The sequence below is a fragment of the Exiguobacterium sp. s70 genome, from assembly GCF_018618315.1.
GTDB classification, from domain to species: domain Bacteria; phylum Bacillota; class Bacilli; order Exiguobacteriales; family Exiguobacteriaceae; genus Exiguobacterium; species Exiguobacterium chiriqhucha.
In genome coordinates this window covers 418,257-440,964 of record NZ_JACSLV010000002.1, presented here as the reverse complement: position 1 = coordinate 440,964, position 22,708 = coordinate 418,257, and the positions used below count along the sequence as shown (strand labels likewise).

The following is a 22,708-nucleotide window of genomic DNA, read 5'->3' as shown; positions in this document are numbered from 1 at the left end:
GACAAAAAGCAGCATGACGTAAACGCCATGCTGCTATCGAGTAGCAACGTGCATTTTCGCCACATCCCTACGTCCGTGTGAACGGAACAGGTTCAAAGGGTTAGCGTATGCCTCTCAGCCACAGAATGTGACACCCCTTGCGACAATATTTGTTGTTCTATGGACGATTATACACGAGATGCGTTGCGAATGCTATCGATTGCATCTTTATAGCTCGGCTCGTTATAGATGGCCGAGCCGGCCACGAGCACGTCAGCACCGGCATCGATACATAATTTCGCAGTCTCCGCGTTGACGCCGCCGTCAATCTCGATTTCAAAGTCGAGACGGCGCGCTTGGCGCATCTCGTTCAACGCCGCGATTTTCGGCACGACCGATTCGATGAACTTCTGACCCCCAAAGCCAGGGTTCACCGTCATGAGAAGTACCATGTCGACGTCACCGAGCACGTGTTCAATCAATGACAGCGGCGTATGCGGGTTGAGAACGACGCCACACTTGGCTCCGGCCGCCTTAATTTGTTGAAGCACGCGATGCAAATGGTTCGTCGCTTCGACGTGGACGGTGACGATGTCCGCTCCCGCCTTGATGAAGTCTTCGACGAAGCGCTCCGGTTGGTCGATCATCAAGTGGACGTCTAACACCATGTCCGACTTCTTCCGTAAGCTCGCGAGCACCGGGAGACCGATCGAGATGTTCGGGACGAATTGACCGTCCATGACGTCAAAATGGATATAATCCGCGCCGGCCTCTTGGACCGCCTTCACTTCTGCCTCTAGGTTGGCGAAGTCCGCCGCTAAAATCGAGGGTGCAATTTTAATCATGTCAGTACCTCCGTTGTCTATCGTTTAACTCTGCCATAAACGTAACATAATTCTCATAACGGGTGGAAGCGATTTCTCCCGCCTCGACGGCCGCTTTGACGGCACAACCCGGTTCGTTCAAATGGGCACAGCCTCGGAACTTACAGTCGTCGTGCCGCTCGACGAACTCAGGGAAGCACCAGCGCATCTCCTCGACTTCGAGTTCTTCTGGGAACTCGAGGCTTGAGAAACCAGGCGTGTCAGCGACGAGCCCGTCAGCGAGCGTGATGAGCGTGACGTGACGCGTCGTGTGCTTGCCTCGGCCGAGCGACTTCGAGATTTTCCCGGTCGCGAGTTCTAGTTCCGGCGCGACCGCGTTCAAGAGCGAACTCTTGCCGACTCCGGTCTGTCCGGCAAACACGCTCGTCTTCTCTTTAAACGACCCACGAATTTGTTCAATCCCCGACCCGGTCTCCGTCGACGTCTCGATGACCTCATAGCCGATTGACCGATATAAGGCCGCTGCCGCTTGAATCGTTTCGAGTTCCGACTCCGTCAACAAGTCCATTTTCGTTAAGACAATAATCGGATGGACTTGCTTCGATTCGATTAAGACGAGGAAACGGTCGAGCAGATGGAACGAGAATGCCGGTTCCTTGACCGAGAACAGCAAGAACGCTTGATCGATGTTAGCGATCGGCGGGCGGACGAGATGGTTCGACCGCTCATCGACGGCCAAGATATAGCCTGTGCCGTCCCCTTGGTCTTGAATATCGACATCGTCGCCGACGACCGGCGAGATGTTCCGGTTGCGGAAATTGCCGCGGGCGCGACAACGGATCTCTTGTTTCTCTTCCGTCATGACATCATAAAACCCGCCTTGTAATCGAATAATCGTACCTTTCATCCTATGACCTCCTTAGAAAAAGAGGCGACGCGCGCGCCACCTCTTCATTGTGAATCTTTTGCTTGTGCGTACGTCACCGTATCCGTCCGGACGACTTCCCCGTCGACTTCGATCGTCGCGGTTCCGACTTCGTCCGGTGCAATGACGAGCGTATACGAGTAAGTCGTCGTCTCCGTTATCTTATCACGCAACACTTCGACTTCGCCACGGGCGTCTACCGTCCGAATGACGACCTCGAGTGCCACAGGTTCTTCGCCTTCAGCAGGCGGATCGATTTCGACGTTGACTTCCCGTTCAATCGAGACGTCGGTCGGTTCGACCCCTTGCGACACGATGACGGTCAATTCCGTCCCCGGGTCGACGGCTGTTCCGGCCGTCGGTAACTGACGAATGATTTGGTTGGCGGGCACGCTCGTTGAATACTCGTCTCGTTTGACGATTTTCAAGCTATTCTGTTCGGCGTACGTCGTCGCTTCCTCAAACGTATACCCGGCTAAATTGGCGAGTTCGACTTTATTGCTACCGGTCGAGACGACGAGCGTCACCGTCTCTTCAGACGGGACGACCTCGTTGTCCGGAGCAATCGACTGGGAGATGACATCGCCGCTATCGACCGTCTCCGACGCCTCGGATTGAATTTCGATATCCGCAAAGTCGAGGTCTTTGAGCGTCCGCTCGGCCGCCGACTGAGACAATCCTTCGACGTCCGGCATCGCGACCGTCTCTTTCCCGGCCGACACGACAATCGTCACGGTCGTTCCGCGTTTCGGTTTCCGACCGGCTTGCGGTGTCTGCGAAATGACGTCGCCAGCGGCGATGTTATCGCTCGCCCGCTCTGTCGCTTCGACGACAAAACCGGCTGTTTCGAGTTCGGTCGTCGCTTCGTCGTTCGTCATCCCGACGACGTCTGGCACGACGGCACGGGACATCTCATCGGCGATGACATATGCCCCGATTCCGCCGCCAATCAACAAGAAGAGGAGTAGGAGCCAAAGCCACCACTTCTTCTTCCGTTTCGGCTTCGATTTCACTGTCTCAGGTTCGCTCGGTGCGACCGGTTGTTCCGGTGTCTCTTTGACGTTCGGTTCGTCCGGGACGACCGGTGACATGACGAGCGTCTGATCGAATGCGTCCTGTTCCGTACTGAGGCGTTTCGGTTCGTTCGCACGTTCCGGGTCGAGCGCCGTCATGCAATCCTTCTTAAAGGCGGCGACCGATGTGTGACGGGCGCCCGGTGATTTCGCCAGCGCCTGCATGATGCAGTTCTCAAGCGCTTGCGGGATGTTCGGGTTCAAATCCATCGGTCGAATCGGGTCGTCTTGCAAATGTTGAAGTGCGACGGCGACTGGCGTCTCGCCGATGAACGGAACGCGTCCGGTCACGAGTTCATACAGGACGGCACCGAGTGAATAAATATCTGACTTCTCATCGGCGAACTTTCCGCGCGCCTGTTCTGGAGAAAAGTAATGGACCGAGCCGAGCACTGACATCGTATGGGTCAGCGTCGCGTTCGACATGGCCACCGCAATCCCAAAGTCCGTCACTTTGACGTTGCCGCTCTGATCGATCATCATGTTTTGCGGTTTGATGTCCCGATGAATGATTCGATTCGCATGGGCATGGTCGATGGCATCACAAATCTGTCCCATGATGCGAAGCGCCTCGTCGACAGATATGTACTCTTCTTGCAAATATTGTTTGAGCGTCATCCCATCGACGTGTTCCATGACGATGTAATAGATGTCACGCTCGTCTCCGACGTCGTAGATGGCGACGATATTCGGATGGTTCAGACTAGTCGCCGCGTGGGCTTCCCGTTCGAACCGGCGTATAAATTGTTCGTTATGCGAGAATTCAGATCGCAACACCTTGATGGCGACGGTTCGGTTTAAAATCTCATCGTGAGCCCGGTAGACATTTGCCATGCCGCCGCTGCCGATTTGCTGTTCGATCCGATAACGATCGTTGATTCGTTCTCCACTTCGCATCGGATTCATCCTCTCTTTCTATCTGTGAACTGGACGAGGGCAACGGTGATGTTGTCACTCCCACCCAAACGGTTGGCTTGATCGATCAATTGATCCGCCTTGACGTCCGCCGAGACGGGACGTTTCAAGACTTGCTTGATTTCCTCATCAGTCAAATGAGTCGTCAAGCCGTCCGTACAGATTAAAATCGTGTCAAACTCGGGTTCGGCAAACACTTGCAGATCAGGTTCGACATGCTCATTCGAGCCGATTGAACGGGTGATAATGTTACGTTTCGGATGGACGCGCATCTCTTCCTCGGTCAATTCGCCGAGTTGTTTCAACACGTTCACGTAGGAATGATCTTCCGTCAATTGCTGCAGCTTATCATCTCTCAAGGCATATACACGACTATCCCCGACGTGGACGATGACGATCGTCTCGTCGTGCCAACAGACACCGGCAATCGTCGTCCCCATCATGAGGAGGTTGGCTTGTTTCGAGAAATCGAGCACTTGATCATTGGCCAGTTCCACGTTTTGGCGGAACCAATTCTCCATCTCCATCGGCGAGGCCGGAAGCGTCGAGAAGGCACGGCGAAACTGCTCGATGACGAGCTGACTCGCGACCTCCCCGGCTTCATGTCCCCCCATCCCGTCGGCCACGAGAGCAATTCCGGCATGTTCGTCCCCTAAAATCAAGACGGCATCCTCGTTCTGTGCTCTCACTTGGCCTCGGTCGGTTCGGTATGCTAATTCCATCTTCGTGATTACCTCGTTTCTTGTTCGCGCTCCTTCGCTCGAAGCTGCCCACAAGCCGCATCGATATCCGAACCTTGTTCGCGACGAATCGTCACGTTCACTTTTCGATCTTTGAGCACTTTTTCAAAGGCAAAAATTTGTTTACGTGGTGTGCGGACGTAATCGCGCTCGAGCACGTGGTTGACTGGAATCAAGTTGACGTGGCATTTGACGCCTTTCAACAAGTCAGCGAGTTGATGCGCGTGTTCTTCCGTGTCGTTAACCCCGCCGAATAAACCGTATTCGAACGTGATGCGGCGACCGCTCTTCTCTGTATAGTAGTTGACGGCTTCCATCAACTTGTCCAAGTTGTAAGCACGGTTGATCGGCATAAGGCGTGTCCGAATCTCCGTCGTCGGCGCGTGAAGCGAGATTGCGAAGTTGATGCGCATGCCTTCATCGGCAAACTTGTAAATCTTCGGTACGATCCCACTCGTCGACACGGTGATGTGACGTGAACCGATGTTCAAGCCGTCATCGTGGTTGACCGTGCGCAAGAAGCGCATCAATTCGTCGTAGTTATCGAACGGTTCGCCGATTCCCATGACGACGACCGAGTCGACCCGCTCTTCGCTCGCGTCGAGCGCGCGCTGGACGTCGAGGACTTGGGCCGTGATTTCACCGGCCTCTAAGTTACGTTTCAAACCACCGAGCGTCGAAGCACAGAACGTGCAACCGATGCGGCAGCCGACTTGCGTCGTGACACAGACCGAGTTTCCGTACTCATGGCGCATGAGTACCGTCTCGATGGAATAACCGTCTTGAAGCTCGAACAAGAACTTGATTGTCCCGTCCTTTGATTCTTGACGGACGAGTTCTTTCAATGTCGTCAATTGGAACGCCGCGTCTAATTTCTCGCGGAGCGGTTTCGAGACGTTCGTCATATCGTCGAACGATGTCACACGCTTGACGTACATCCAGTCATATAACTGTTTCGCGCGGAACGATTTTTCTCCTGCCTCAATCAGCCATTGTTCGAGCTCTGAGTACGTGAGGGAATAGAGTGACGGCTTGGCACCGACTAATGGATTTTTTTCAACTGCTTTTGGATTCATGTTTATACCTCTTTCTTGAATGCGGCGATATAGAAACCGTCCGTCCCGAACGACGTCGGGAGTAATTTGAGTTCAGCGCGGTCCGATGACATCATCGGGTGCAATACTTGTGGAAGACGGTCTTGGAGTGTCTCATCCCACGTCAATCCGTTCGACAAAATGTAATCTGCCTGCTGTTCATTCTCAGTAGGGTCGATGGTACATGTCGAGTACACTAGCGTACCACCTCGTTTAAGCAGTGGCAAGACGGCGTCAATGATTTCACGTTGGACTTTCGGCAGTCCGGCGAGGGCGGACTTGTCTTTCGTCCATTTGATATCGGGCTTGCGACGGATGACACCGAGTCCCGAGCATGGGACGTCGAGTAAAATCCGGTCGAAGCTCTCCGGTTCAAATTTATCCCCGGCCTGGCGGGCATCGAGGGCAAGTGCGGTCACTCCATCGATATGCAGACGCTTCGCTTGACGTTCAATCAACTTCGCTTTATGCGGATGCAAGTCGAGGGCGACGAGCGTTCCACCGTCCATGCGTTCTGCCGTATGCATCGCTTTTCCACCTGGTGCGGCACACGCATCGAGGACGCGTTCCATTTTCCCGGCTTGAAGCGCATCGGCGACGATCATCGAGCTCTCATCTTGAATCGACAACAAGCCCATATCGATGAACGCTGTCGAGTGAACGTTTCCGGATTCGATGATGAGTCCGTCCGCTGACAGCTCCGAGCGTGTCGCGACGACATCGACTTCGGCGAGCCGTTCAATCATCTCTTCGACCGTGACGCGCTGGCGGTTGACCCGAACCGTGACCGGAGCCGGCTCATTGTTTAATTTACACATCGCCTCGGTCGCTTCGACACCGTACGTTTCCACCCATTCGGCGACGAGCCAATCGGGATGGCTATGTTCGATGGCAATCCGTTCAGCGTCCGGAAGCGTGCTCAAATCCGGGAACCCGTCCCGAATGACGTTTCGCAACACGCCGTTGACGAACTTACCGGTACCCGAATGGCCCCGTTTTTTCGCAATCTCGACCGCTTCGTGCAAGACGGCCCGATCCGGAATCTTGTCGAGGTAAAACAGTTGATAGACACTCATCCGTAAGAGCGGCAAGACGAAACGGTCCAATTTTTTCGGGTTTTGAACCCGCTTCTCTAAAATATAATCGAGCGTCCGTTTCCGGCCGAGCGTCCCATAGACGAGCTCTGTGTATAGGCCGACATCTTTCGTCGCCAATTTCTTCTGTTTCAATAAATCGTTGACCGCAATCGTCGAATAGGCGCCGCCTTGTTCGATTTTGATTAGCGTATCCAGTGCTGCAACTCGTACGTTCATATTATCCTCCTAGTCGATCGCCGACTTGTAACTTTTGGCCGGCCCCACGCATAAATGTGGCCCCGTCCATTCGTTTTTTACCAGATGGTTGCAAGTCGACCACTTTAATGGCGACCGCGTCGCCTGTCGCGACGACAAATCCATCCTCTTCAAGTCGTACAATCGTTCCCGGTTCACCCGTCCCTGTCGTTTTCGACCCGAAGAACAGTTTGACCCGTTCACCGGCAATCGTCGTATACGCCGTCGGGAACGGATTCATCCCTCTGATGTGGTTATAAATATCTGCACCGGCACGGGTCCAGTCAATCTGTTCCCGCTCTCGGCTAATGTTCGGTGCGAACGTGACGTCACGCTCGTCTTGCGGTACGGCTTCAATCCAACCAGCGAGGAAGGCAGGAAGCGTCTTGAGCAACAAGTCTGATCCTGCGACCGCGAGCTTGTCGAACAACGTACCGACCGTGTCCAATTCTTCAATCGGGACGACCGTGTTGGCAATCATGTCGCCAGCATCGAGCTTATCGACCATATACATGATGGTGACACCCGTCTCTTTGTCCCCATCGAGGATGGCTTGATGAATCGGCGCGCCACCTCGATATTTCGGCAACAGCGAGGCATGGACGTTGATGGCGCCATGTTTCGGTGCTTCTAACAGTTCGGTCGGGACGATTTGTCCGTACGCCGCCGTCACAATCAAGTCCGGTTCGAGTGCCAAGATATCCGCGTAATCGGTCCGCACCTTTTCAGGCTGTAACACCGGGATATTGTGGCGCAGGGCACACTCTTTCACCGGCGTCGGTTTCAGTTCGCGTTTACGGCCGACCGGTTTGTCCGGTTGCGAGACGACACCTACGACATTGTATCCTTCTTCGAGCAAGCGCTCAAGTACGGATACGGCAAACGTCGGCGTCCCCATGAAGACGATACGCTGATCCGTCCCTTTGTCCGGCACGGCGAGCTTGTCCGTGAACAATACTCCGTCCAAATGGTCGATCTCATGTTGAATCGCCCTAGCGAAGAATCCGCTCGCCTTCACTTGTTGGGTGCGGCCTTTCAAATCCTGCGTCTTGACGACGATCGTCTCATGCCGTTCGACGAAACCGAACTCACCCGGGATACTCAAGCAGCCTTCAAGACCGATCTCGGTCCCGGACGTCTCGATGATTTCCGGATTGATCAACACGAGCGGTCCCGTCTCATCATCCGTATGGACGACAGCGAGCCGTTGATTCAAATTGACCTGTGGGGCGGCCACGCCGACCCCATCATATTCATACATCGTGTCGAACAGTCGATCGACCGTCTGACGCAATTTTTTATCAAACTTTGTCACCGGATCACACGTGACCCGTAAAATCTCATTTGGAATCTCTACTACTTTATACATCTGGTTCCACCTCACATGAATACGTATGGGTTTACGTCGATACTCAATTGATATTCTTTTTTGCTAATCGCCTTTGCCCGTGCCTGTTGCAGCGTGGCGAGGACCGGATATAACGCTTCCGGATGTTTCGTCTTGATGAACAACTGATAGCGGAACAAGTTCTTCAGTTTCGACAACGGTGCCGGCATCGGCCCGTTCAGTCGCGACTGGGCCACGTGCGCCTCGACGAAATCGGCGGCGAACAGCTCGGCCTCGGCTTGGGCGACGAGCGGACTTTCCGCCGCGAACGTGACGAGCGTGACGTACCAATATGGGGGATGATTACCGACTTGGCGCAGTTGCATCTCCCGGGCGTAAAACGATTCATAATCATGTTCGCTCGCCGTCTCGATGACATAATGGTCCGGGTTGTACGTCTGAACGTACGCCTCACCCGGCAGACTACCGCGTCCGGCCCGACCGGCGACTTGGGTCACGAGTTGGAACGTACGCTCGGTCGCCCGGAAATCGGGCATGCCGAGCGTCGCATCCGCCGCGAGCACGCCGACGAGCGTGACGTTCGGGAAATCGAGCCCTTTGGCGATCATCTGGGTACCGAGCAAAATGTCGGCCTCCCCATCCTCAAAGCGTTTCAATAGTTGTTCGTGCGACCCTTTGCGTGACGTCGTGTCTTGGTCCATCCGAATGATCCGCGCCTCAGGGATGCGATTCAACAGCTCGGTCTCGATCTTTTGCGTCCCGGTGCCGAACTGTTTGATTTTCTTGCTGTCACACGTCGGGCACTTCGACGGCATACCAATCTCATAGCCGCAGTAGTGGCATTTGAGCCGGTCGCCGTGTTGGTGATACGTCAAGTTGACGGCGCAGTGCGGACAGGTAAGCCCTTCCCCACAGTCGCGACACATGACGAACGTCGTGAAACCTCGACGGTTGAGCAAGATGACGCACTGTTCTTTTTTAGCGATGCGGTCGTTGATGGCGACAAATAAATCTTCTGAAAACATCGTCGTGTTGCCTTTGGCGAGCTCACGCCGCATGTCGATAATATGGACAGGCGGCATCTCGCCACCGTACCGTTCGCTCAGTTGCAAATAGCGATAGACCCCTTTTTGGGCGCGGGCGTAAGACTCGAGTGACGGGGTCGCACTTCCGAGGACGACCGGGCACTCGTGGTACTCGGCCCGCCAAATCGCGACGTCACGCGCGTGATAGCGCGGGTTCTCTTCTTGCTTGTACGTCGTCTCATGCTCTTCGTCCAAGATGATGAGGCCGATGTTTTCGAGCGGTGCGAAAATCGCCGAGCGTGCCCCGACGACGACATCGACTTCACGTCGTTTGATTTTGCGCCACTCGTCATATTTCTCTCCTTGTGACAAGGCGCTATGGAGCACGGCGACCCGGTCTCCGAAGCGACGTTTGAATCGTTTGACCATCATCGGCGTGAGCGAGATTTCCGGGACGAGCAAAATCGCCTGCTTGCCGTCATCGACGACTTGACCGATTGCTTCTAAATAGACCTCGGTCTTCCCACTGCCGGTGACACCGTGCAAGAGTAATGTCTCCCCGGCTTCCGCATCGCGGATGGCATGGACGGCCGCGGCTTGACTTTCATTCAATTCGACCGTCTCGATGACCTGTTCAATCGTGGCGTACGGGTCGCGGTTCAGTTCGACCTCGGTCACTTTGACGGCACGGAGCGACTCCATCTTTTGCAATTGTGCGCGCGACAAGCCGATTTGACGTAACGACGACCAATACATCCGCGGGACGTCCTTTAGCAACTGAATCGCTTCTTGTTGTTTCTTCGCCCGGGCCGGGATGAGCGTCGCATCGATGAGCTCGATGACGAGGTCCGTCTTCACCGTCCGTTTCTCTTTTAACACCGGCGCGAGCAAGATGTCCCCTTTTTTGGCGAGCGCCAAGATGATGGACTGCGTCTCTTTCGGATACTCCGAAAGATGGGTGCCGGCTCGAACGCCGTCCGGGAGCGTCTCGCCTTTAATCTCTTTGTCGTAACTCACTTTCAGCGCTGCCGGCAACATGGCGAGGAGTGCCGACGACCGGAAGCAGAGTGTCGTCTCTTTCACGTGGGTCGATAAATCGAGCAATTCGTCCGTCAGTGATGATTCTTCATCTAATAGGGCTTCGAGCGGTTTCAACCCTTCGCGCGTCCTTTCTGAGACACCGGTGACGATTCCGAGCAGGCGTCGTGAGCCGAACGGGACCGAGACACGCATGCCCGGTTCGATTAACGTCTCGAACTGGGGCGGCACTTCATAATCGAACGGACGGTCGATCGTGATGACGGGCGCATCGACATGGACGTGGGCGATCATCGCAAATCTTCCTTAAAATGTGTGAGCAACTCGACAGCGAGTGCACGTTTGCTCTGTCGCGGTAAGCGGACATGAGCCCCGTCCGCCCGAAACAACGTGACTTCGTTGTCATCGGCGCGGAAGCCGATATCTGGCTGGGACACATCGTTGGCGACGAGATAGTCAACCCGTTTACGGGCGATTTTATCGCGGGCGTGTTGCTCGAGATTCTCCGTCTCGGCCGCAAAACCGACGAGGAGCTGATGCGTCTTCTTCTCCCCGAGCGTCTTCAAGATGTCGGTCGTCTCTTCGAGTTCGATCGTCAACGGGCCGTGCACTTTTTTATGTTTCTCGCTATGGACCGTCTTCGGGCGATAGTCGGCGACGGCGGCCGATTTGATGACGAGGTCTTGGTCATCGAAACGCGCGAGCACCGTCTCGAGCATATCCGTGCCTGATTCGACGGCGATGGCGGTCACGCCGTCCGGTACGGGTACTTGCAGCGGTCCGTGGACGAGCGTGACGTGTGCGCCCATGTCGCGGGCAGCCGCGGCGAGCGCGACGCCCATCTTGCCAGAGGAGTCGTTCGATAAAAAGCGGACCGGGTCGATGCGTTCGACCGTCGGACCGGCCGTGATTAGCACGCGTTTCCCGAGCAGATGTTTCGGGACGAACTGGCTCTCGACGATACGGACGAGGTCTTCCGGTTCCGGAAGGCGTCCGCCACCGATCCACCCGCACGCGAGATTGCCGACGCCCGGTTCGATGATTTGATAGCCGAACGTTTTGAGCATCTCGATATTGCGGCGCGTAGCCGGATGTTCGAGCATATTGACGTTCATCGCCGGTGAGACGATGACGGGACATTTGGCCGCTAAAATCGAGGTCGTGATGAAGTCATCGGCAATACCGGCTGCGAGTTTCGCAATCATGTTCGCCGTGGCGGGTGCAACGACGATCAAGTCACTCGTATCGACGACGTCGATGTGGGCGATTTTGGTCGGATCGTGTTCCTCGAACACGTCGGTGTATACCGGATTTCGGCTGAGCGCCTGAAACGTCGCTTTGCCGACGAATTCTTCGGCTGACGCGGTCATCGCCACTCGAACGTTCGCACCGGCCTGGACGAGTTTCGACGTGAGCGCGCACGCCTTATACGCCGCGATACCGCCGCTCACACAAATCAAGATATTCCGATCGTTCAACATTCACAATTCTCCCCCTTATAGACAATGAGACCCAAGTCGCATCCGACTTGGGTCACACTTCATCCGTTGTTTTTTTCGTTCGTGATGATTGTCGTGTCACCCGAATACAATTCTTCTAGCGCTTGACCGACCGGCTTATACGATTTTGGCGCGGCGATTTTTGTTGCTTTTCCGTCCTGGATTTGGCGGGCCCGCTTCGCGGCCACCGTGACGATTGTGTATTTCGACGGGATGATACGTTGTAAGGCATCAATCGAAGGGTATAACATTAAATGACCTCCATCATGGCTTTTTTATAGAGAGACGCGACACGTTCACGTTTACAATGTTCGGCCGTCACGATCGCTTTGATACGATCGATCGCTTTATCCACTTCATCATTCGTAACGACGTAATCGTATGCATCCATCAATTCAATTTCTTCCCGGGCGACGAGCAAGCGTTGCTTGATCACGTCTTCCGATTCCGTGCCTCGACCGACTAAGCGGTTACGTAGTTCTTGCAGGCTTGGCGGAGCCAAGAATAAAAAGACCGCTTCCGGGAAACGCTCTTTCACTTGGAAAGCGCCCTGGACTTCAATCTCGAGGATGACGTCCTTCCCGCTTTCGAGTGTCTCACGAACCCATTCAACCGGTGTCCCATAATAGTTGCCGACAAATTCAGCGTGCTCGAGCAATTGTTTATGCTCGATCATGTGTTCAAATTGTTCTCTCGTCTTAAAGAAGTAGTGTACGCCTTCCACTTCTCCTTCGCGCGGTTTGCGGGTCGTCGCCGAGACCGAATATTGAAGGTTGTTGTCCTTCTCTTCACGGAGTACTCGACAAACGGTACCTTTCCCGACGCCGCTCGGGCCAGACAAGACGATTAATAATCCTCGTTCTTTAAAATTCACTGCAAGACCTCCATCTTCTAACATCACATTTAATTATAATAGCAGTCAATCAATTGTTCCGGCAAGAAGAAGTTCGGATTTCCTACTTCATCGTACCATATTTTCCGTGAATCTGATAACGTAGAGACAGAAAAAGAACAAAGGTGATGAGACTAGTGGCATATGATGGATTAATGACATATCGTGTTGTAACAGAATTACAAGCGCTCGTCGGGGGGCGCATCAATCGCGTGCACCAACCGTATTCGCTCGATTTGATGATTCAAGTCCGCTCGAACCGCCAAAGCGTCCAATTGCTCGTTTCGGCGAATGCGATGTACGCACGGCTCCAACTGACCGACAACCCGACCAAGAACCCGCAAGAACCGCCGATGTTTTGTATGATGCTCCGAAAACACATCGAAGGCGGCTTCATCACGGCAATCGAACAAGTCGGACGTGACCGTGTCATCGTCCTGTCGATCCGTTCACGAAACGAGCTCGGCGACGAAGAGAATAAGAAAGTGTATATCGAACTGATGGGGCGTCACTCGAACGTCGTCTTGACGAACGAGGACGGCAAGATTTTAGACGCCATCAAACATCTTCCGCCGTCACAAAACACATACCGGACAATCATGCCGGGCAGCGAGTACTTACTGCCACCGGCCCAAGACAAGTGTGATCCGTTGACGGAGCGTGAAGCCGGTTTGAAACGTATCGACTGGAACGCCGGCTCGCTCGACAAGCAGCTCGTGGCCAGTTTCGCCGGGCTCAGCCCGCAAATCGCCCAAGAGATCGTCCACCGGGCCAAACTCCCGAACCGGGCCAGCATCGAGGAGTCGTTCGTCAGCGTGATGAGCGACCTCGAAGGCCCTTACGTCTTCCAACAGCTCGCGTCGGGCAAAGAACGCTTCAGTCCAATCGTGCTCACGTCCGGTGAGATCACCTCTGAAGAGAGCTATGAGACGAGCAAAGACGTGCTCGACCGTTTCTTCTATGAGAAAGCGAACCGCGACCGTGTCAAACAACAAGCTCACGATGTCGAGCGTCTGCTCAAGTCCGAGCTTGAGAAAAACCTGTTGAAGCGTAAGCGACTGCTTGACGATTTGAAGGCGACGGAACGGTCCGACGAACTTCAGAAATACGGGGAGCTGTTGACAACATACTTGTTCCAGCTCGAGAAAGGCATGACCGTCGCCCACGTCGTCGATTATTACGACGAGGAAGGCGGCATGATCGACATCCCGCTCAACAAGCTCAAGACACCGAACGAGAACGCACAAGCGTACTACAAGAAATACAACAAGTTGAAAGTCGCCAAAGTCGAAGTGCAGAAACAAATCGAATTGAACGACGCCGAAATTGAGTATTTAGAGACGCTCGTCGCCCAGCTCGACGTCGCCTCACCGGCCGATATCGTCGAGATTCGAGAAGAGTTGGCCGAAGGCGGCTACATGAAGCAACGGAATCAAAAGAAGAAACAGACGAAGAAAATTTCGCTCGAGGCGTATACGTCGTCGACGGGGACAGAGTTCTTCGTCGGGAAGAACAATACGCAAAACGATCATTTGACGTTCAAGTTCGCCCGTCGCGACGAGATTTGGCTTCATGTGAAAGATATTCCCGGATCCCACGTCATCATCCGTTCGGGCGAACCTGACGAGACGACGTTGCTCGAGGCGGCAACCGTCGCCGCCTATTTCTCGAAGGCCCGTGCCTCGAGCGGTGTGCCGGTCGATTACACGAAAGCACGTTACGTGAAAAAGCCGAGCGGTGCCAAGCCTGGATTCGTCATCTATACGGACCAGCAGACAGTGTACGTCACGCCGGATGAGCGGCTCGTCAAATCACTCCAGCAGTAAGTACAGGCCACGTCACATGACGTGGTCTTTTCTTGTTAGTCCATGGTCACTCGTCCTCTCGGCGCCCACGCTTTCCGCAGGCAACCCCGGAGCTGCATCGCCCCAGGAACGGAGGGTGTCGCCAAAGGCATGTGTAAATATGACATGTCCACTTACATTGACAACAAGTAAAGGCCCCGTCGCTAAAACGGGGCCTTCGTTTATTTCGGGTTATGTTTGAACGCTTCGAGCTGTTCATGATAGTCGAGCAAGTGCCCGTGTAAGATTTCAGAAACGGATAAATCCTCATGCGGCAACGTGAACAGCGCATGCGGCTTGTCACACGTATAAAGGATATCGTGGTGATGCGCGAGGAGGTATAAAAACTCGGACTCGAACACCCGGCGTTCTTCCTCGTCCATGACCAATAGCGCCTCCCGATGTTCAGCGAGACTCTCGAGCAATAAGACGAGCTTATCCTCAAGGTGAATCAATAACCGGTATTGCTTCATCGTCAAATGCTTCAATTTCACGTTCGTCACTTTCATATCCTCTTGGAGCATCATGTGCAGCTCCTGATGGCCGAGGATACGGGCCCGCGTCTCGAGCAACTCGGACGGGGACCCGACGAGCTCGCGCCAGTGCTGGAACATATACGCCGACGTCTTCCGAATCTCACTGAGCAACCGCTCCTCGTAACGAGGCGGCATGAACGCATAGTTGACACCGAGCGAGACGAAGACACCGACGGCCGTCAACAATGAACGGGTCCACGCATAGTGGAAGAAGTCGGTCGTCGGGTTCTCGAGCATGAGCACGATCGCGAACGCCGCATACGTCGACATGTGCGTCTTATCGAACGTCGTATTGAGCGTGAGCGCGACGATGACGGCGAGCCCGATTGAAATCGGGTTGACCCCGAACGCATAGACGATCAGGAGACCGCACATGAGCCCGACCATCGTTCCGAAGATGCGGCTGAAGACGATTTTCGATGACCGCTTCACGGTCGGTTGCATCGCGACGACGGCCGCGATGGCCCCCATGCCTGAATAGATGCCGAACACGTACCAGGACAAAGCGATGGTGATGGCGACGGCGATGCCGGTTTTCAAAGTTCGAAGTCCGACTTTTGGGATGTAACGTTTGTTCATCATTTAAGCTCGACCTTTCCTGTCTCGGAAATGAGTTCGATGTTTGGTCGGTTCGAGTTCGACAGATGGTACACGCCGCCCCCGATTTCGTTGAACCGTTCCGACGCCGTCACGTTGCCTGTGGTCGTGACGTTCACTTGTCCGGTCGCATTACGCGGCGCGTACGCGAGCGTCCCCGCCTCCGTCTGAATCGTCATGCTTTGATTGACGACGATGTCGCTCACGGTCGCGTTCCGATATGAACGGATATCTCCCGTGACGACACGGACGGTTTCGAGTGTCGTATCACTCCGTGTTTCGACGCGAAGCCGATCACTTTCGAGTTTTTTTACATTAACGGCGTTCGCCTCCAAGACGATCGTCTTGGCAATCAATCCTTGGCCGGTCACTTGCTCGGCCTCGACTTCAATCGATGTCATCGAGCTCGGCAAGGCGACTCGGATTTTATAACGGGATGGTTCATCACTCGCCCGACTACCGAATTGACTGAATTGGCCGTAGCGCTCGACGACCGAAATCGTATCGCCGACCGATTTGACTTTGATGCGACGCTCTTTCGAGTTCGTCTGTAACACATCAATATGGACTTTCTCATTCGTGCTACGAACGAATTCGACATTGCCGTGCGCCGTCTCGAGCCGAAGTTTCTTCATTTGATAGCGGTCCTCGTACGTGTCCCCAAGTGCCAACACGTGACTGAATATGAATAAATTCAAGAAGAAAATGAGGGGCAAGACGGTGAGGACGAGTCCGAACGCAAGTTTACGATGTTTCGGGATCGCTTGAAAACGGACTTTCAAGGATTTTCCCTTCATTCTAGAATACGCCATACACATCTCCTTTATTGACTGCTTTCCCTATTCTAACATGTTCAGTATGCCATGTACCGAATAGAAAAAGAATCCGCCCGGAGGTGGATTCTCGTTACAGATTATGAAGATAAGACACGTTCGCTCCAACCTGTCGGATCGTTTCGCCAGTCCCGTAAGGAAGCATATTCTTCTTTACTGATGATTCGCTTCTTAACGGCAACGTCGAGCAAATCCGAAAGTGTAATCAGTGCATGCGCAGTGAAGCCCGAGTCTAACAGATTGATGGCGAGGCGGCTCAGACTATAGGAGAAAATCGCTTGAATCTTGACGACTTCCCCGCCGGCTTCCTCAATCGCTTTGGCGGCCTCGATGCTCGACGAGCCGGTCGACAACAAGTCTTCAATCACGACGACACGAGCCCCCGGTTCAAACCGGCCCTCGATTTGATTCCCTTTCCCATGTCCTTTCGCACTCGAACGGACATAGACGAGCGGCAACCCGAGCCGGTCGGCGACAAGCGTCGCATGGGGAATTCCCGCTGTCGCTGTCCCGGCGATGACGTCGACATCGAGCGGACGGATCACCTCAACGAGCGCGTCGATGATGAGGTTGCGGACGTCAGGATAGCTGAGCGTCAAGCGATTGTCACAATAAATCGGACTCTTCATCCCGCTCGACCACGTATACGGGTTTTCCGGTGACAGGGTCACGGCCTCGATTTGTAATAAAGCTTCAGCGATTTGTCTCATAAGTTCGACTCCATTCTTGTAAGTAGTATGCATAGGCAGCGTTCGGGTCTTCGGCCCGGGTGATGGGTCGGCCGACGACGATGGCCGACACGCCTGCGTCACGAGCCGCTTTCGGCGTGGCGATCCGGACTTGGTCGTCCGCTGTCTCGTTCATGCGGATACCGGGCGTCACGGTCAAAAATGACGAGCCGAGCGCTTGGCGAATCGAGTGGGCCTCATGCACGGACGCGACGACTCCGTCGAGCCCGGCCCGGTCGGCCATGGCAGCCTGGCGAAGGACGGCCTGTTCCAATCCACCTTCGATGTGTAGCTCTTCGGCGAGCATTCGTTCATCGGTCGACGTCAACTGGGTGACCCCAATCAATTTCGTCGTATCGGTCACCTCGCGTAAACCGTCCAAGGCGTAACGCATCATCGTCTCGCCGCCGAGCGTATGGACGTTCGTCAACTCGACGCCGAGGCGGCCGATTTGACGGAGCGTCCGCCGTGCCGTCTCCGGGATGTCATGAACTTTGACGTCTAAAAAGACCGGGTACCCGCTGTCGACGAGTTGCTCGACAAAGCGGCCCCCTTCCCGATAGAACAGTTCCATCCCGACTTTGACGGCCGGTTTTTGTTCGATTCGTTCCAATAAACGAAACGCGTCGGCGCCCGTTTCGACATCAAGCGCGAGATACAGTCTGTTCATAAGCTTTCCCCCTGATGTCTAAAATGTGATCAATCCCAAGTTCGTCGAGCCGCCCTGGCAACGCTTCGATGATTTCCTGACAGACGTAAGGATTTTCAAAATTGGCCGTTCCGACCGCGACTGCCGAAGCACCCGCATAAATGAACTCCAAGACGTCGTCGACCGTCCGCACGCCGCCCATCCCGATAATGGGGATCTCGACGGCCTGGGCGACCTCATAGACCATCCGAATGGCGACCGGTTTGACGGCCGGTCCAGACAAACCACCGATGCGGTTGGCGAGAATCGGCTGCCCAGTTGTGACGTCGATGCGCATCCCGACGAGCGTGTTAATCATCGTAATGCCATCGGCCCCGGCCGCTTCGACCGCTTTCGCCATCGCTGTGATTGACGTGACGTTCGGTGACAGTTTGACGTATACCGGTTTTGTTGACGCCGCTTTGACGAGTCGGGTCAATTCCGCCGCCATGTCGGGATCGGTCCCGAACTGCATCCCGCCGCACTTCACGTTCGGGCACGAGACGTTCAGTTCGAGCGCCTTGATGGTCGGGTCGGCACTGAGCTCTCGCGCGACATGAATGTACTCTTCGGGCGTCGAGCCGGCCACATTGGCGATAATCTCGGTATCGAACGCGGACAAGAACGGTAATTTGTGTTCGATGATGGCGTCGACACCCGGGTTTTGGAGGCCGATGGCGTTCAACATGCCTTGTGCCGTCTCGGCGACCCGCGGCGTCCCGTTGCCGAACCGTGACTCGCCTGTCGCCGCTTTAATCATGATACCGCCTAACATCGATAAGTCATAGAGTTTGGCGAACTCTTCCCCGAATCCGAAACAGCCTGATGCCGGCATAATCGGATTCTTTAACTGTAAGCCTGGCAAATCGACGTGTAGTCTCATAGCGTCACCTCTTCTGCCCGAAATACCGGTCCGTCACTGCACACTTTGACGTAACCGCCTGGCGCTTCGCACACGCAAGCGAAACAAGCGCCGATGCCACACCCCATCCGATTCTCAATCGAGATATATCGCTCTTCGATATGTGACGCGGCGACCGCTTTCAGCATCGGTTCCGGCCCGCAGCTGAATAAGACATCGGCGTCGACCCGCGCGAGCGGACCTGTCACAAATCCCATTTCTCCATACGTTCCATCGACCGTCGTGATGATCGTCTCCCCCAGTTCACGGAACGCGTCTTCATAAAAAATGCTCGTTTTCGTATCAAACCCGAGAATCGCTACCGTCTCGATGCCACGAGCGGCGAGCAGGCGCCGCGTGTAGTAGAGCGGCGGCACCCCGATGCCCCCACCAACGAGCACGACCCGTTTACCCGTCTGTTCGAGCGGGAAACCGTTGCCGAGCGGTCCGAGGACGTCTAAGACGTCTCCCGTCCGACGCGCGGCCAAATCTGCCGTCCCGCTGCCGATCACTTTATACAGGAATGTGACGACGTTGTCTTCGACGTTCGCGACCGAGAGCGGCCGGCGCAACAGCTCTGACGTCTTCACATGGAAGAACGTGCCCGGCGCAACGGCCTGCGGTGCGATCTCGATTTTCATCTCCATCGTCGCCGTCGCAATCAATCGGTTCGATAAAATGGTCGCGAGTTGTCTCATACGGTCACCCCGAATGTCGTGAAGGCCGGTAAACTCGTCGTTTGGAACGACAGGCTCTCGATGACTTGGAGCAGCGCCTCGACCGTGTCGAGCGACGTCAGGCAGAGCACCCCTTGCTCGGCCGCGGCCCGACGGATGATGAACCCGTCTTTCGTCGCAAGGGCGTCACGCGTCGTCGTGTTCAAGACGATATCGACTTCCCCTCGTTCGATGACGCTCAGCATCGTCTCTCCGGCCTCATTGATTTTCCCGACCGGGTGGACCGGCAAGCCATCTGTCGAAAGCGCATGCGCCGTGCCAGACGTGGCCATCAGGCGGAATCCGAGTCGGTTGAAACGGCGGGCGATGTCGAGCGCCTCTTCCTTGTCTTGGTCGGCGACCGTCAACAGGACGTTCCCTTTCAAGGCGATCGTCATGCCGGCGGCGACGAGTCCTTTATATAACGCCTTTTCGAGCGTGCGGTCTGTCGCCATGACTTCACCGGTCGATTTCATCTCCGGCCCAAGTGATGGGTCGACTTCTTTCAGTTTCGCGAAACTGAATACAGGGACTTTGACCGAAATCGCGTCCGCTTCCGGATGCAAGCTGGTCCCTAACCCGAGGTCTTTCAAACTCGTTCCGAGAATCGTCTGCGTGGCAATGCGTGCAACCGGAAGGCCCGTCACTTTCGAGATGAACGGGACGGTCCGGCTCGCCCTCGGGTTGACCTCGATGACGTATAAGTCGTCCGCGTAGACGAACTGGATATTGAGCAACCCTTTGATCCGGAACGCTTTGGCGAGTTTAATCGTGTAATCGACGACTTTCTGTTTTAACGCTTCGCTCAACCGCTGCGGCGGGTACACGGCAATCGAGTCGCCCGAGTGGACCCCGGCCCGTTCGATATGTTCCATGATGCCCGGGATGTAGACGTCCGTCCCGTCACAAATGGCGTCGACTTCAATCTCGATGCCCGTCAAGTAGCGGTCGATCAGGACGGGACGGTCTTTCGAGGCGACGACGGCGTGGCGCATATACCGCTCGAGCTCCGAGCGCTCATAAACGATTTCCATCGCCCGGCCGCCGAGGACGTATGATGGGCGGACGAGTACCGGATAGCCAAGCATGTCGGCACACGCGACGGCCTCTTCTACCGTGACCGCCGTCTTGCCTGGAGGCTGGGCGAGCTGTTCGGCCGAGAGCGTCGCTTCGAACGCTTTCCGGTCTTCGGCGCGGTCGATGTCTTCAAGCGATGTCCCTAAAATCTGGACCCCTTCTGCTTCGAGCGAGGCTGCCAAGTTGATGGCCGTCTGGCCCCCGAACTGGACGATGACGCCGAGTGGCTGTTCGTTGCGGATGACCTCGAGTACGTCCTCGGTCGTAAGCGGTTCGAAGTAGAGTCGGTCCGAGATTGAGAAGTCGGTCGACACCGTCTCCGGGTTGTTGTTAATGATGATCGCTTCATAACCTGCGTCACGAATCGTCTGAATCGAGTGGACGGTCGCGTAGTCGAACTCGACACCTTGACCGATGCGGATCGGGCCCGAACCGAGGACGAGAATCGACGGCTTGTCCGTCTTCACGGCCTCGTTCTCAACTTCGTACGTCCCGTAAAAGTATGGTGTCTCCGAGGCGAACTCAGCCGCACACGTGTCGACCATCTTGTACACCGGACGGATGCCCCAGTCGTTCCGAAGCGTCGTCACCGTCTCCACGTTCTCGTTTACGATGCGGGCGATCATCTTATCGCTGAACCCGAGACGCTTCGTTTCGACGAGTCGTTCTTTCGTGAGCGGCTCAAGCCGGAGCGTCTCTTCATGTTGCCAAATCCGTGCGAGTTTCGATAAGAAGAAACGGTCGATTTTGGTCAGCTCATGCAACTGTTCCGTCGAATAACCGCGACGGAGTGCCTCATAAAGCATCCAGAGTCGCTCATCCGTCGGCGTCGTCAACTCGCGATCGAGCTCATCCGTCGTCAATTGTGCGAGCCGTGGTACGGCCAAGTCTTCTGTCCCGAGTTCAAGCGAACGGACAGCCTTAAGGAGCGCTTCCTCCAAGTTGCGGCCGATCGCCATCACTTCCCCGGTCGCTTTCATCTGAGTGCCGAGCCGGCGGTCAGCCGTCTCGAACTTATCGAAGGCGAAGCGCGGAATCTTAGCGACGACATAGTCGAGCGCCGGTTCGAACGAGGCGTAACTCGTCTCCGTCACCGGGTTCTTCAATTCTGACAACTTGTATCCGACCGCTACTTTCGCAGCCAACTTGGCGATCGGATATCCCGTCGCTTTCGAGGCGAGCGCCGAACTGCGGGAGACACGTGGGTTGACCTCGATGACGTAGTACGTGAAACTGTCCGGGTCAAGGGCGAACTGGATGTTGCATCCCCCTTCGATGCCGAGAGCGCGGATGATGTCGAGTGAGACGCTGCGGAGCATCTGATAGTCGCGGTCCGACAGTGTCTGCGTCGGAGCGAAGACGATCGAGTCGCCCGTATGGACCCCGACCGGATCAAAGTTTTCCATCGCACAGACGATGATGGCCTGGTCGCTCGAATCGCGCATCACTTCATACTCGACTTCTTTCATGCCGGCAATCGATTTCTCGAGCAACACTTGTGTCACTGGACTCGCTTTCAGTCCTGATTCGACGAACTGTTCGAATTCATTCCGGTCATGGGCAATCCCGCCACCGGTTCCTCCGAGCGTGTACGCCGGACGGATGATAATCGGATAGCCGATCCGGTCGGCAAAGCCCCAAGCCGACTCGAGCGACTGCACGATCTCACTTTCCGGGACCCCGTGGCCGAGCTTATACATGAGGTCGCGGAACTGTTCCCGGTCCTCAGCTTGTTCGATGGCCGATAATTTTGTCCCGAGCAATTCGACGCCGCAATCTTCAAGCACGCCGCGACGATCGAGTTCCATCGCCAAGTTGAGACCGGTCTGGCCGCCGAGTGTGGCCAGGAGCGCGTCCGGTCGCTCTTGACGGATAATCCGTTCGACGAACTCCGGTTCGAGCGGTTCGATATAGACACGGTCCGCCGTCGTCGGGTCGGTCATGATTGTCGCCGGGTTCGAGTTGACGAGGATGACTTCATATCCTTCTTCTTTCAAGGCAAGACACGCCTGGGTACCAGCATAGTCAAATTCTGCCGCCTGTCCGATGACGATTGGGCCGGATCCGATTACAAGGATTTTCTGAATATCTGGTCGTTTTGGCAT

General features: G+C 55.2%; 19 protein-coding genes, 1 pseudogene and 1 riboswitch. Of the genes and pseudogenes, 1 reads left to right on the top strand and 19 read right to left on the bottom strand.

What is annotated here, in order from left to right:
- Positions 1 to 47: 47 nt before the first annotated feature.
- Positions 48 to 148, bottom strand: a riboswitch (TPP riboswitch).
- Between the two features lie 19 nt (positions 149 to 167).
- The 12 genes and pseudogenes from rpe to gmk form a co-directional block, all read right to left on the bottom strand.
- Positions 168 to 824, bottom strand: a complete 657-nt coding sequence (rpe, locus tag KNP84_RS06910) for a ribulose-phosphate 3-epimerase (protein ID WP_029595716.1) — start codon at positions 822 to 824, stop codon at positions 168 to 170.
- 1 nt (position 825) lies between these two features.
- Positions 826 to 1,710 (bottom strand): ribosome small subunit-dependent GTPase A, encoded by an 885-nt coding sequence (gene rsgA, locus KNP84_RS06905; protein WP_021067079.1) that lies wholly within the window; start codon positions 1,708 to 1,710, stop codon positions 826 to 828.
- Positions 1,711 to 1,754: 44 nt separating this feature from the next.
- Positions 1,755 to 3,698, bottom strand: a complete 1,944-nt coding sequence (pknB, locus tag KNP84_RS06900; RefSeq protein ID WP_215114526.1) for a Stk1 family PASTA domain-containing Ser/Thr kinase — start codon at positions 3,696 to 3,698, stop codon at positions 1,755 to 1,757.
- A 5-nt stretch (positions 3,699 to 3,703) separates the two neighbouring features.
- The gene (locus KNP84_RS06895) at positions 3,704 to 4,438 is read right to left on the bottom strand and encodes a Stp1/IreP family PP2C-type Ser/Thr phosphatase (protein WP_021067077.1); all 735 of its coding nucleotides are present in this window, start codon (positions 4,436 to 4,438) and stop codon (positions 3,704 to 3,706) included.
- Between the two features lie 8 nt (positions 4,439 to 4,446).
- Positions 4,447 to 5,532 (bottom strand): dual-specificity RNA methyltransferase RlmN, encoded by a 1,086-nt coding sequence (rlmN, locus tag KNP84_RS06890; RefSeq protein WP_021067076.1) that lies wholly within the window; start codon positions 5,530 to 5,532, stop codon positions 4,447 to 4,449.
- A 2-nt stretch (positions 5,533 to 5,534) separates the two neighbouring features.
- Positions 5,535 to 6,863 (bottom strand): 16S rRNA (cytosine(967)-C(5))-methyltransferase RsmB, encoded by a 1,329-nt coding sequence (gene rsmB, locus KNP84_RS06885; RefSeq protein WP_021067075.1) that lies wholly within the window; start codon positions 6,861 to 6,863, stop codon positions 5,535 to 5,537.
- A gap of 1 nt (position 6,864) precedes the next feature.
- The gene (gene fmt / locus KNP84_RS06880; RefSeq protein WP_353048901.1) at positions 6,865 to 7,779 is read right to left on the bottom strand and encodes a methionyl-tRNA formyltransferase; all 915 of its coding nucleotides are present in this window, start codon (positions 7,777 to 7,779) and stop codon (positions 6,865 to 6,867) included.
- Positions 7,780 to 7,824: 45 nt separating this feature from the next.
- Positions 7,825 to 8,250 (bottom strand): annotated as a pseudogene (gene def, locus KNP84_RS15365) (peptide deformylase); the annotation flags it as partial.
- Between the two features lie 11 nt (positions 8,251 to 8,261).
- Positions 8,262 to 10,586, bottom strand: coding sequence for a primosomal protein N' (gene priA / locus KNP84_RS06875; RefSeq protein ID WP_215114525.1), 2,325 nt, complete (start codon positions 10,584 to 10,586; stop codon positions 8,262 to 8,264).
- Positions 10,583 to 11,773, bottom strand: coding sequence for a bifunctional phosphopantothenoylcysteine decarboxylase/phosphopantothenate--cysteine ligase CoaBC (gene coaBC, locus KNP84_RS06870; protein ID WP_215114524.1), 1,191 nt, complete (start codon positions 11,771 to 11,773; stop codon positions 10,583 to 10,585). Before coaBC ends, priA begins: the two co-directional genes overlap by 4 nt.
- 59 nt (positions 11,774 to 11,832) lie before the next feature.
- Positions 11,833 to 12,042 (bottom strand): DNA-directed RNA polymerase subunit omega, encoded by a 210-nt coding sequence (gene rpoZ / locus KNP84_RS06865; protein ID WP_021067071.1) that lies wholly within the window; start codon positions 12,040 to 12,042, stop codon positions 11,833 to 11,835.
- Positions 12,042 to 12,689: a guanylate kinase gene (gene gmk / locus KNP84_RS06860; RefSeq protein ID WP_029595720.1), complete on the bottom strand. Its 648-nt coding sequence runs from the start codon at positions 12,687 to 12,689 to the stop codon at positions 12,042 to 12,044. Before gmk ends, rpoZ begins: the two co-directional genes overlap by 1 nt.
- A gap of 131 nt (positions 12,690 to 12,820) precedes the next feature.
- On the opposite strand from gmk, the gene KNP84_RS06855 reads away from it, so the two are divergent.
- Positions 12,821 to 14,509, top strand: coding sequence for an Rqc2 family fibronectin-binding protein (locus KNP84_RS06855; protein ID WP_214714076.1), 1,689 nt, complete (start codon positions 12,821 to 12,823; stop codon positions 14,507 to 14,509).
- Between the two features lie 200 nt (positions 14,510 to 14,709).
- Here KNP84_RS06855 and KNP84_RS06850 read toward each other — a convergent pair whose 3' ends face one another.
- From KNP84_RS06850 to carB, 7 genes are all read right to left on the bottom strand, one after another.
- Positions 14,710 to 15,642, bottom strand: coding sequence for an FUSC family protein (locus KNP84_RS06850; protein ID WP_235045183.1), 933 nt, complete (start codon positions 15,640 to 15,642; stop codon positions 14,710 to 14,712).
- The gene (locus tag KNP84_RS06845) at positions 15,642 to 16,457 is read right to left on the bottom strand and encodes a hypothetical protein (RefSeq protein WP_021067067.1); all 816 of its coding nucleotides are present in this window, start codon (positions 16,455 to 16,457) and stop codon (positions 15,642 to 15,644) included. The genes KNP84_RS06850 and KNP84_RS06845 overlap by 1 nt, the downstream gene beginning before the upstream one ends.
- Positions 16,458 to 16,573: 116 nt before the next feature.
- Positions 16,574 to 17,203 (bottom strand): orotate phosphoribosyltransferase, encoded by a 630-nt coding sequence (gene pyrE / locus KNP84_RS06840; RefSeq protein WP_214719468.1) that lies wholly within the window; start codon positions 17,201 to 17,203, stop codon positions 16,574 to 16,576.
- Complete coding sequence (pyrF, locus tag KNP84_RS06835) at positions 17,187 to 17,891, bottom strand: orotidine-5'-phosphate decarboxylase (protein ID WP_214836328.1); 705 nt, start codon at positions 17,889 to 17,891, stop codon at positions 17,187 to 17,189. Before pyrF ends, pyrE begins: the two co-directional genes overlap by 17 nt.
- Positions 17,866 to 18,792 carry a dihydroorotate dehydrogenase gene (locus KNP84_RS06830; protein ID WP_058763346.1) on the bottom strand — a complete coding sequence of 309 codons (927 nt, stop codon included), beginning with the start codon at positions 18,790 to 18,792 and terminating at the stop codon, positions 17,866 to 17,868. The genes pyrF and KNP84_RS06830 overlap by 26 nt, the downstream gene beginning before the upstream one ends.
- The gene (locus KNP84_RS06825; protein ID WP_021067063.1) at positions 18,789 to 19,508 is read right to left on the bottom strand and encodes a dihydroorotate dehydrogenase electron transfer subunit; all 720 of its coding nucleotides are present in this window, start codon (positions 19,506 to 19,508) and stop codon (positions 18,789 to 18,791) included. Before KNP84_RS06825 ends, KNP84_RS06830 begins: the two co-directional genes overlap by 4 nt.
- Entirely contained in the window at positions 19,505 to 22,708 is a 3,204-nt protein-coding gene (gene carB, locus KNP84_RS06820; RefSeq protein WP_215114523.1) for a carbamoyl-phosphate synthase large subunit, read from the bottom strand. The genes KNP84_RS06825 and carB overlap by 4 nt, the downstream gene beginning before the upstream one ends.

Bases quoted from the DNA above. Each gene is read 5' to 3' on its own strand.
- pyrE (WP_214719468.1), bottom strand. From the start codon at position 17,203: ATGAGACAAATCGCTGAAGCTTTATTACAAATCGAGGCCGTGACCCTG.
- fmt (WP_353048901.1), bottom strand. From the start codon at position 7,779: ATGGGGACGCCGACGTTTGCCGTATCCGTACTTGAGCGCTTGCTCGAA.
- KNP84_RS06830 (WP_058763346.1), bottom strand. From the start codon at position 18,792: ATGAGACTACACGTCGATTTGCCAGGCTTACAGTTAAAGAATCCGATT.
- rsgA (WP_021067079.1), bottom strand. From the start codon at position 1,710: ATGAAAGGTACGATTATTCGATTACAAGGCGGGTTTTATGATGTCATG.
- priA (WP_215114525.1), bottom strand. From the start codon at position 10,586: ATGATCGCCCACGTCCATGTCGATGCGCCCGTCATCACGATCGACCGT.
- rpoZ (WP_021067071.1), bottom strand. From the start codon at position 12,042: ATGTTATACCCTTCGATTGATGCCTTACAACGTATCATCCCGTCGAAA.
- KNP84_RS06825 (WP_021067063.1), bottom strand. From the start codon at position 19,508: ATGAGACAACTCGCGACCATTTTATCGAACCGATTGATTGCGACGGCG.
- KNP84_RS06850 (WP_235045183.1), bottom strand. From the start codon at position 15,642: ATGAACAAACGTTACATCCCAAAAGTCGGACTTCGAACTTTGAAAACC.
- pknB (WP_215114526.1), bottom strand. From the start codon at position 3,698: ATGCGAAGTGGAGAACGAATCAACGATCGTTATCGGATCGAACAGCAA.
- pyrF (WP_214836328.1), bottom strand. From the start codon at position 17,891: ATGAACAGACTGTATCTCGCGCTTGATGTCGAAACGGGCGCCGACGCG.
- gmk (WP_029595720.1), bottom strand. From the start codon at position 12,689: ATGTTAGAAGATGGAGGTCTTGCAGTGAATTTTAAAGAACGAGGATTA.
- rsmB (WP_021067075.1), bottom strand. From the start codon at position 6,863: ATGAACGTACGAGTTGCAGCACTGGATACGCTAATCAAAATCGAACAA.
- coaBC (WP_215114524.1), bottom strand. From the start codon at position 11,773: ATGTTGAACGATCGGAATATCTTGATTTGTGTGAGCGGCGGTATCGCG.
- carB (WP_215114523.1), bottom strand. From the start codon at position 22,708: ATGCCAAAACGACCAGATATTCAGAAAATCCTTGTAATCGGATCCGGC.
- rlmN (WP_021067076.1), bottom strand. From the start codon at position 5,532: ATGAATCCAAAAGCAGTTGAAAAAAATCCATTAGTCGGTGCCAAGCCG.
- KNP84_RS06895 (WP_021067077.1), bottom strand. From the start codon at position 4,438: ATGGAATTAGCATACCGAACCGACCGAGGCCAAGTGAGAGCACAGAAC.
- rpe (WP_029595716.1), bottom strand. From the start codon at position 824: ATGATTAAAATTGCACCCTCGATTTTAGCGGCGGACTTCGCCAACCTA.
- KNP84_RS06845 (WP_021067067.1), bottom strand. From the start codon at position 16,457: ATGAAGGGAAAATCCTTGAAAGTCCGTTTTCAAGCGATCCCGAAACAT.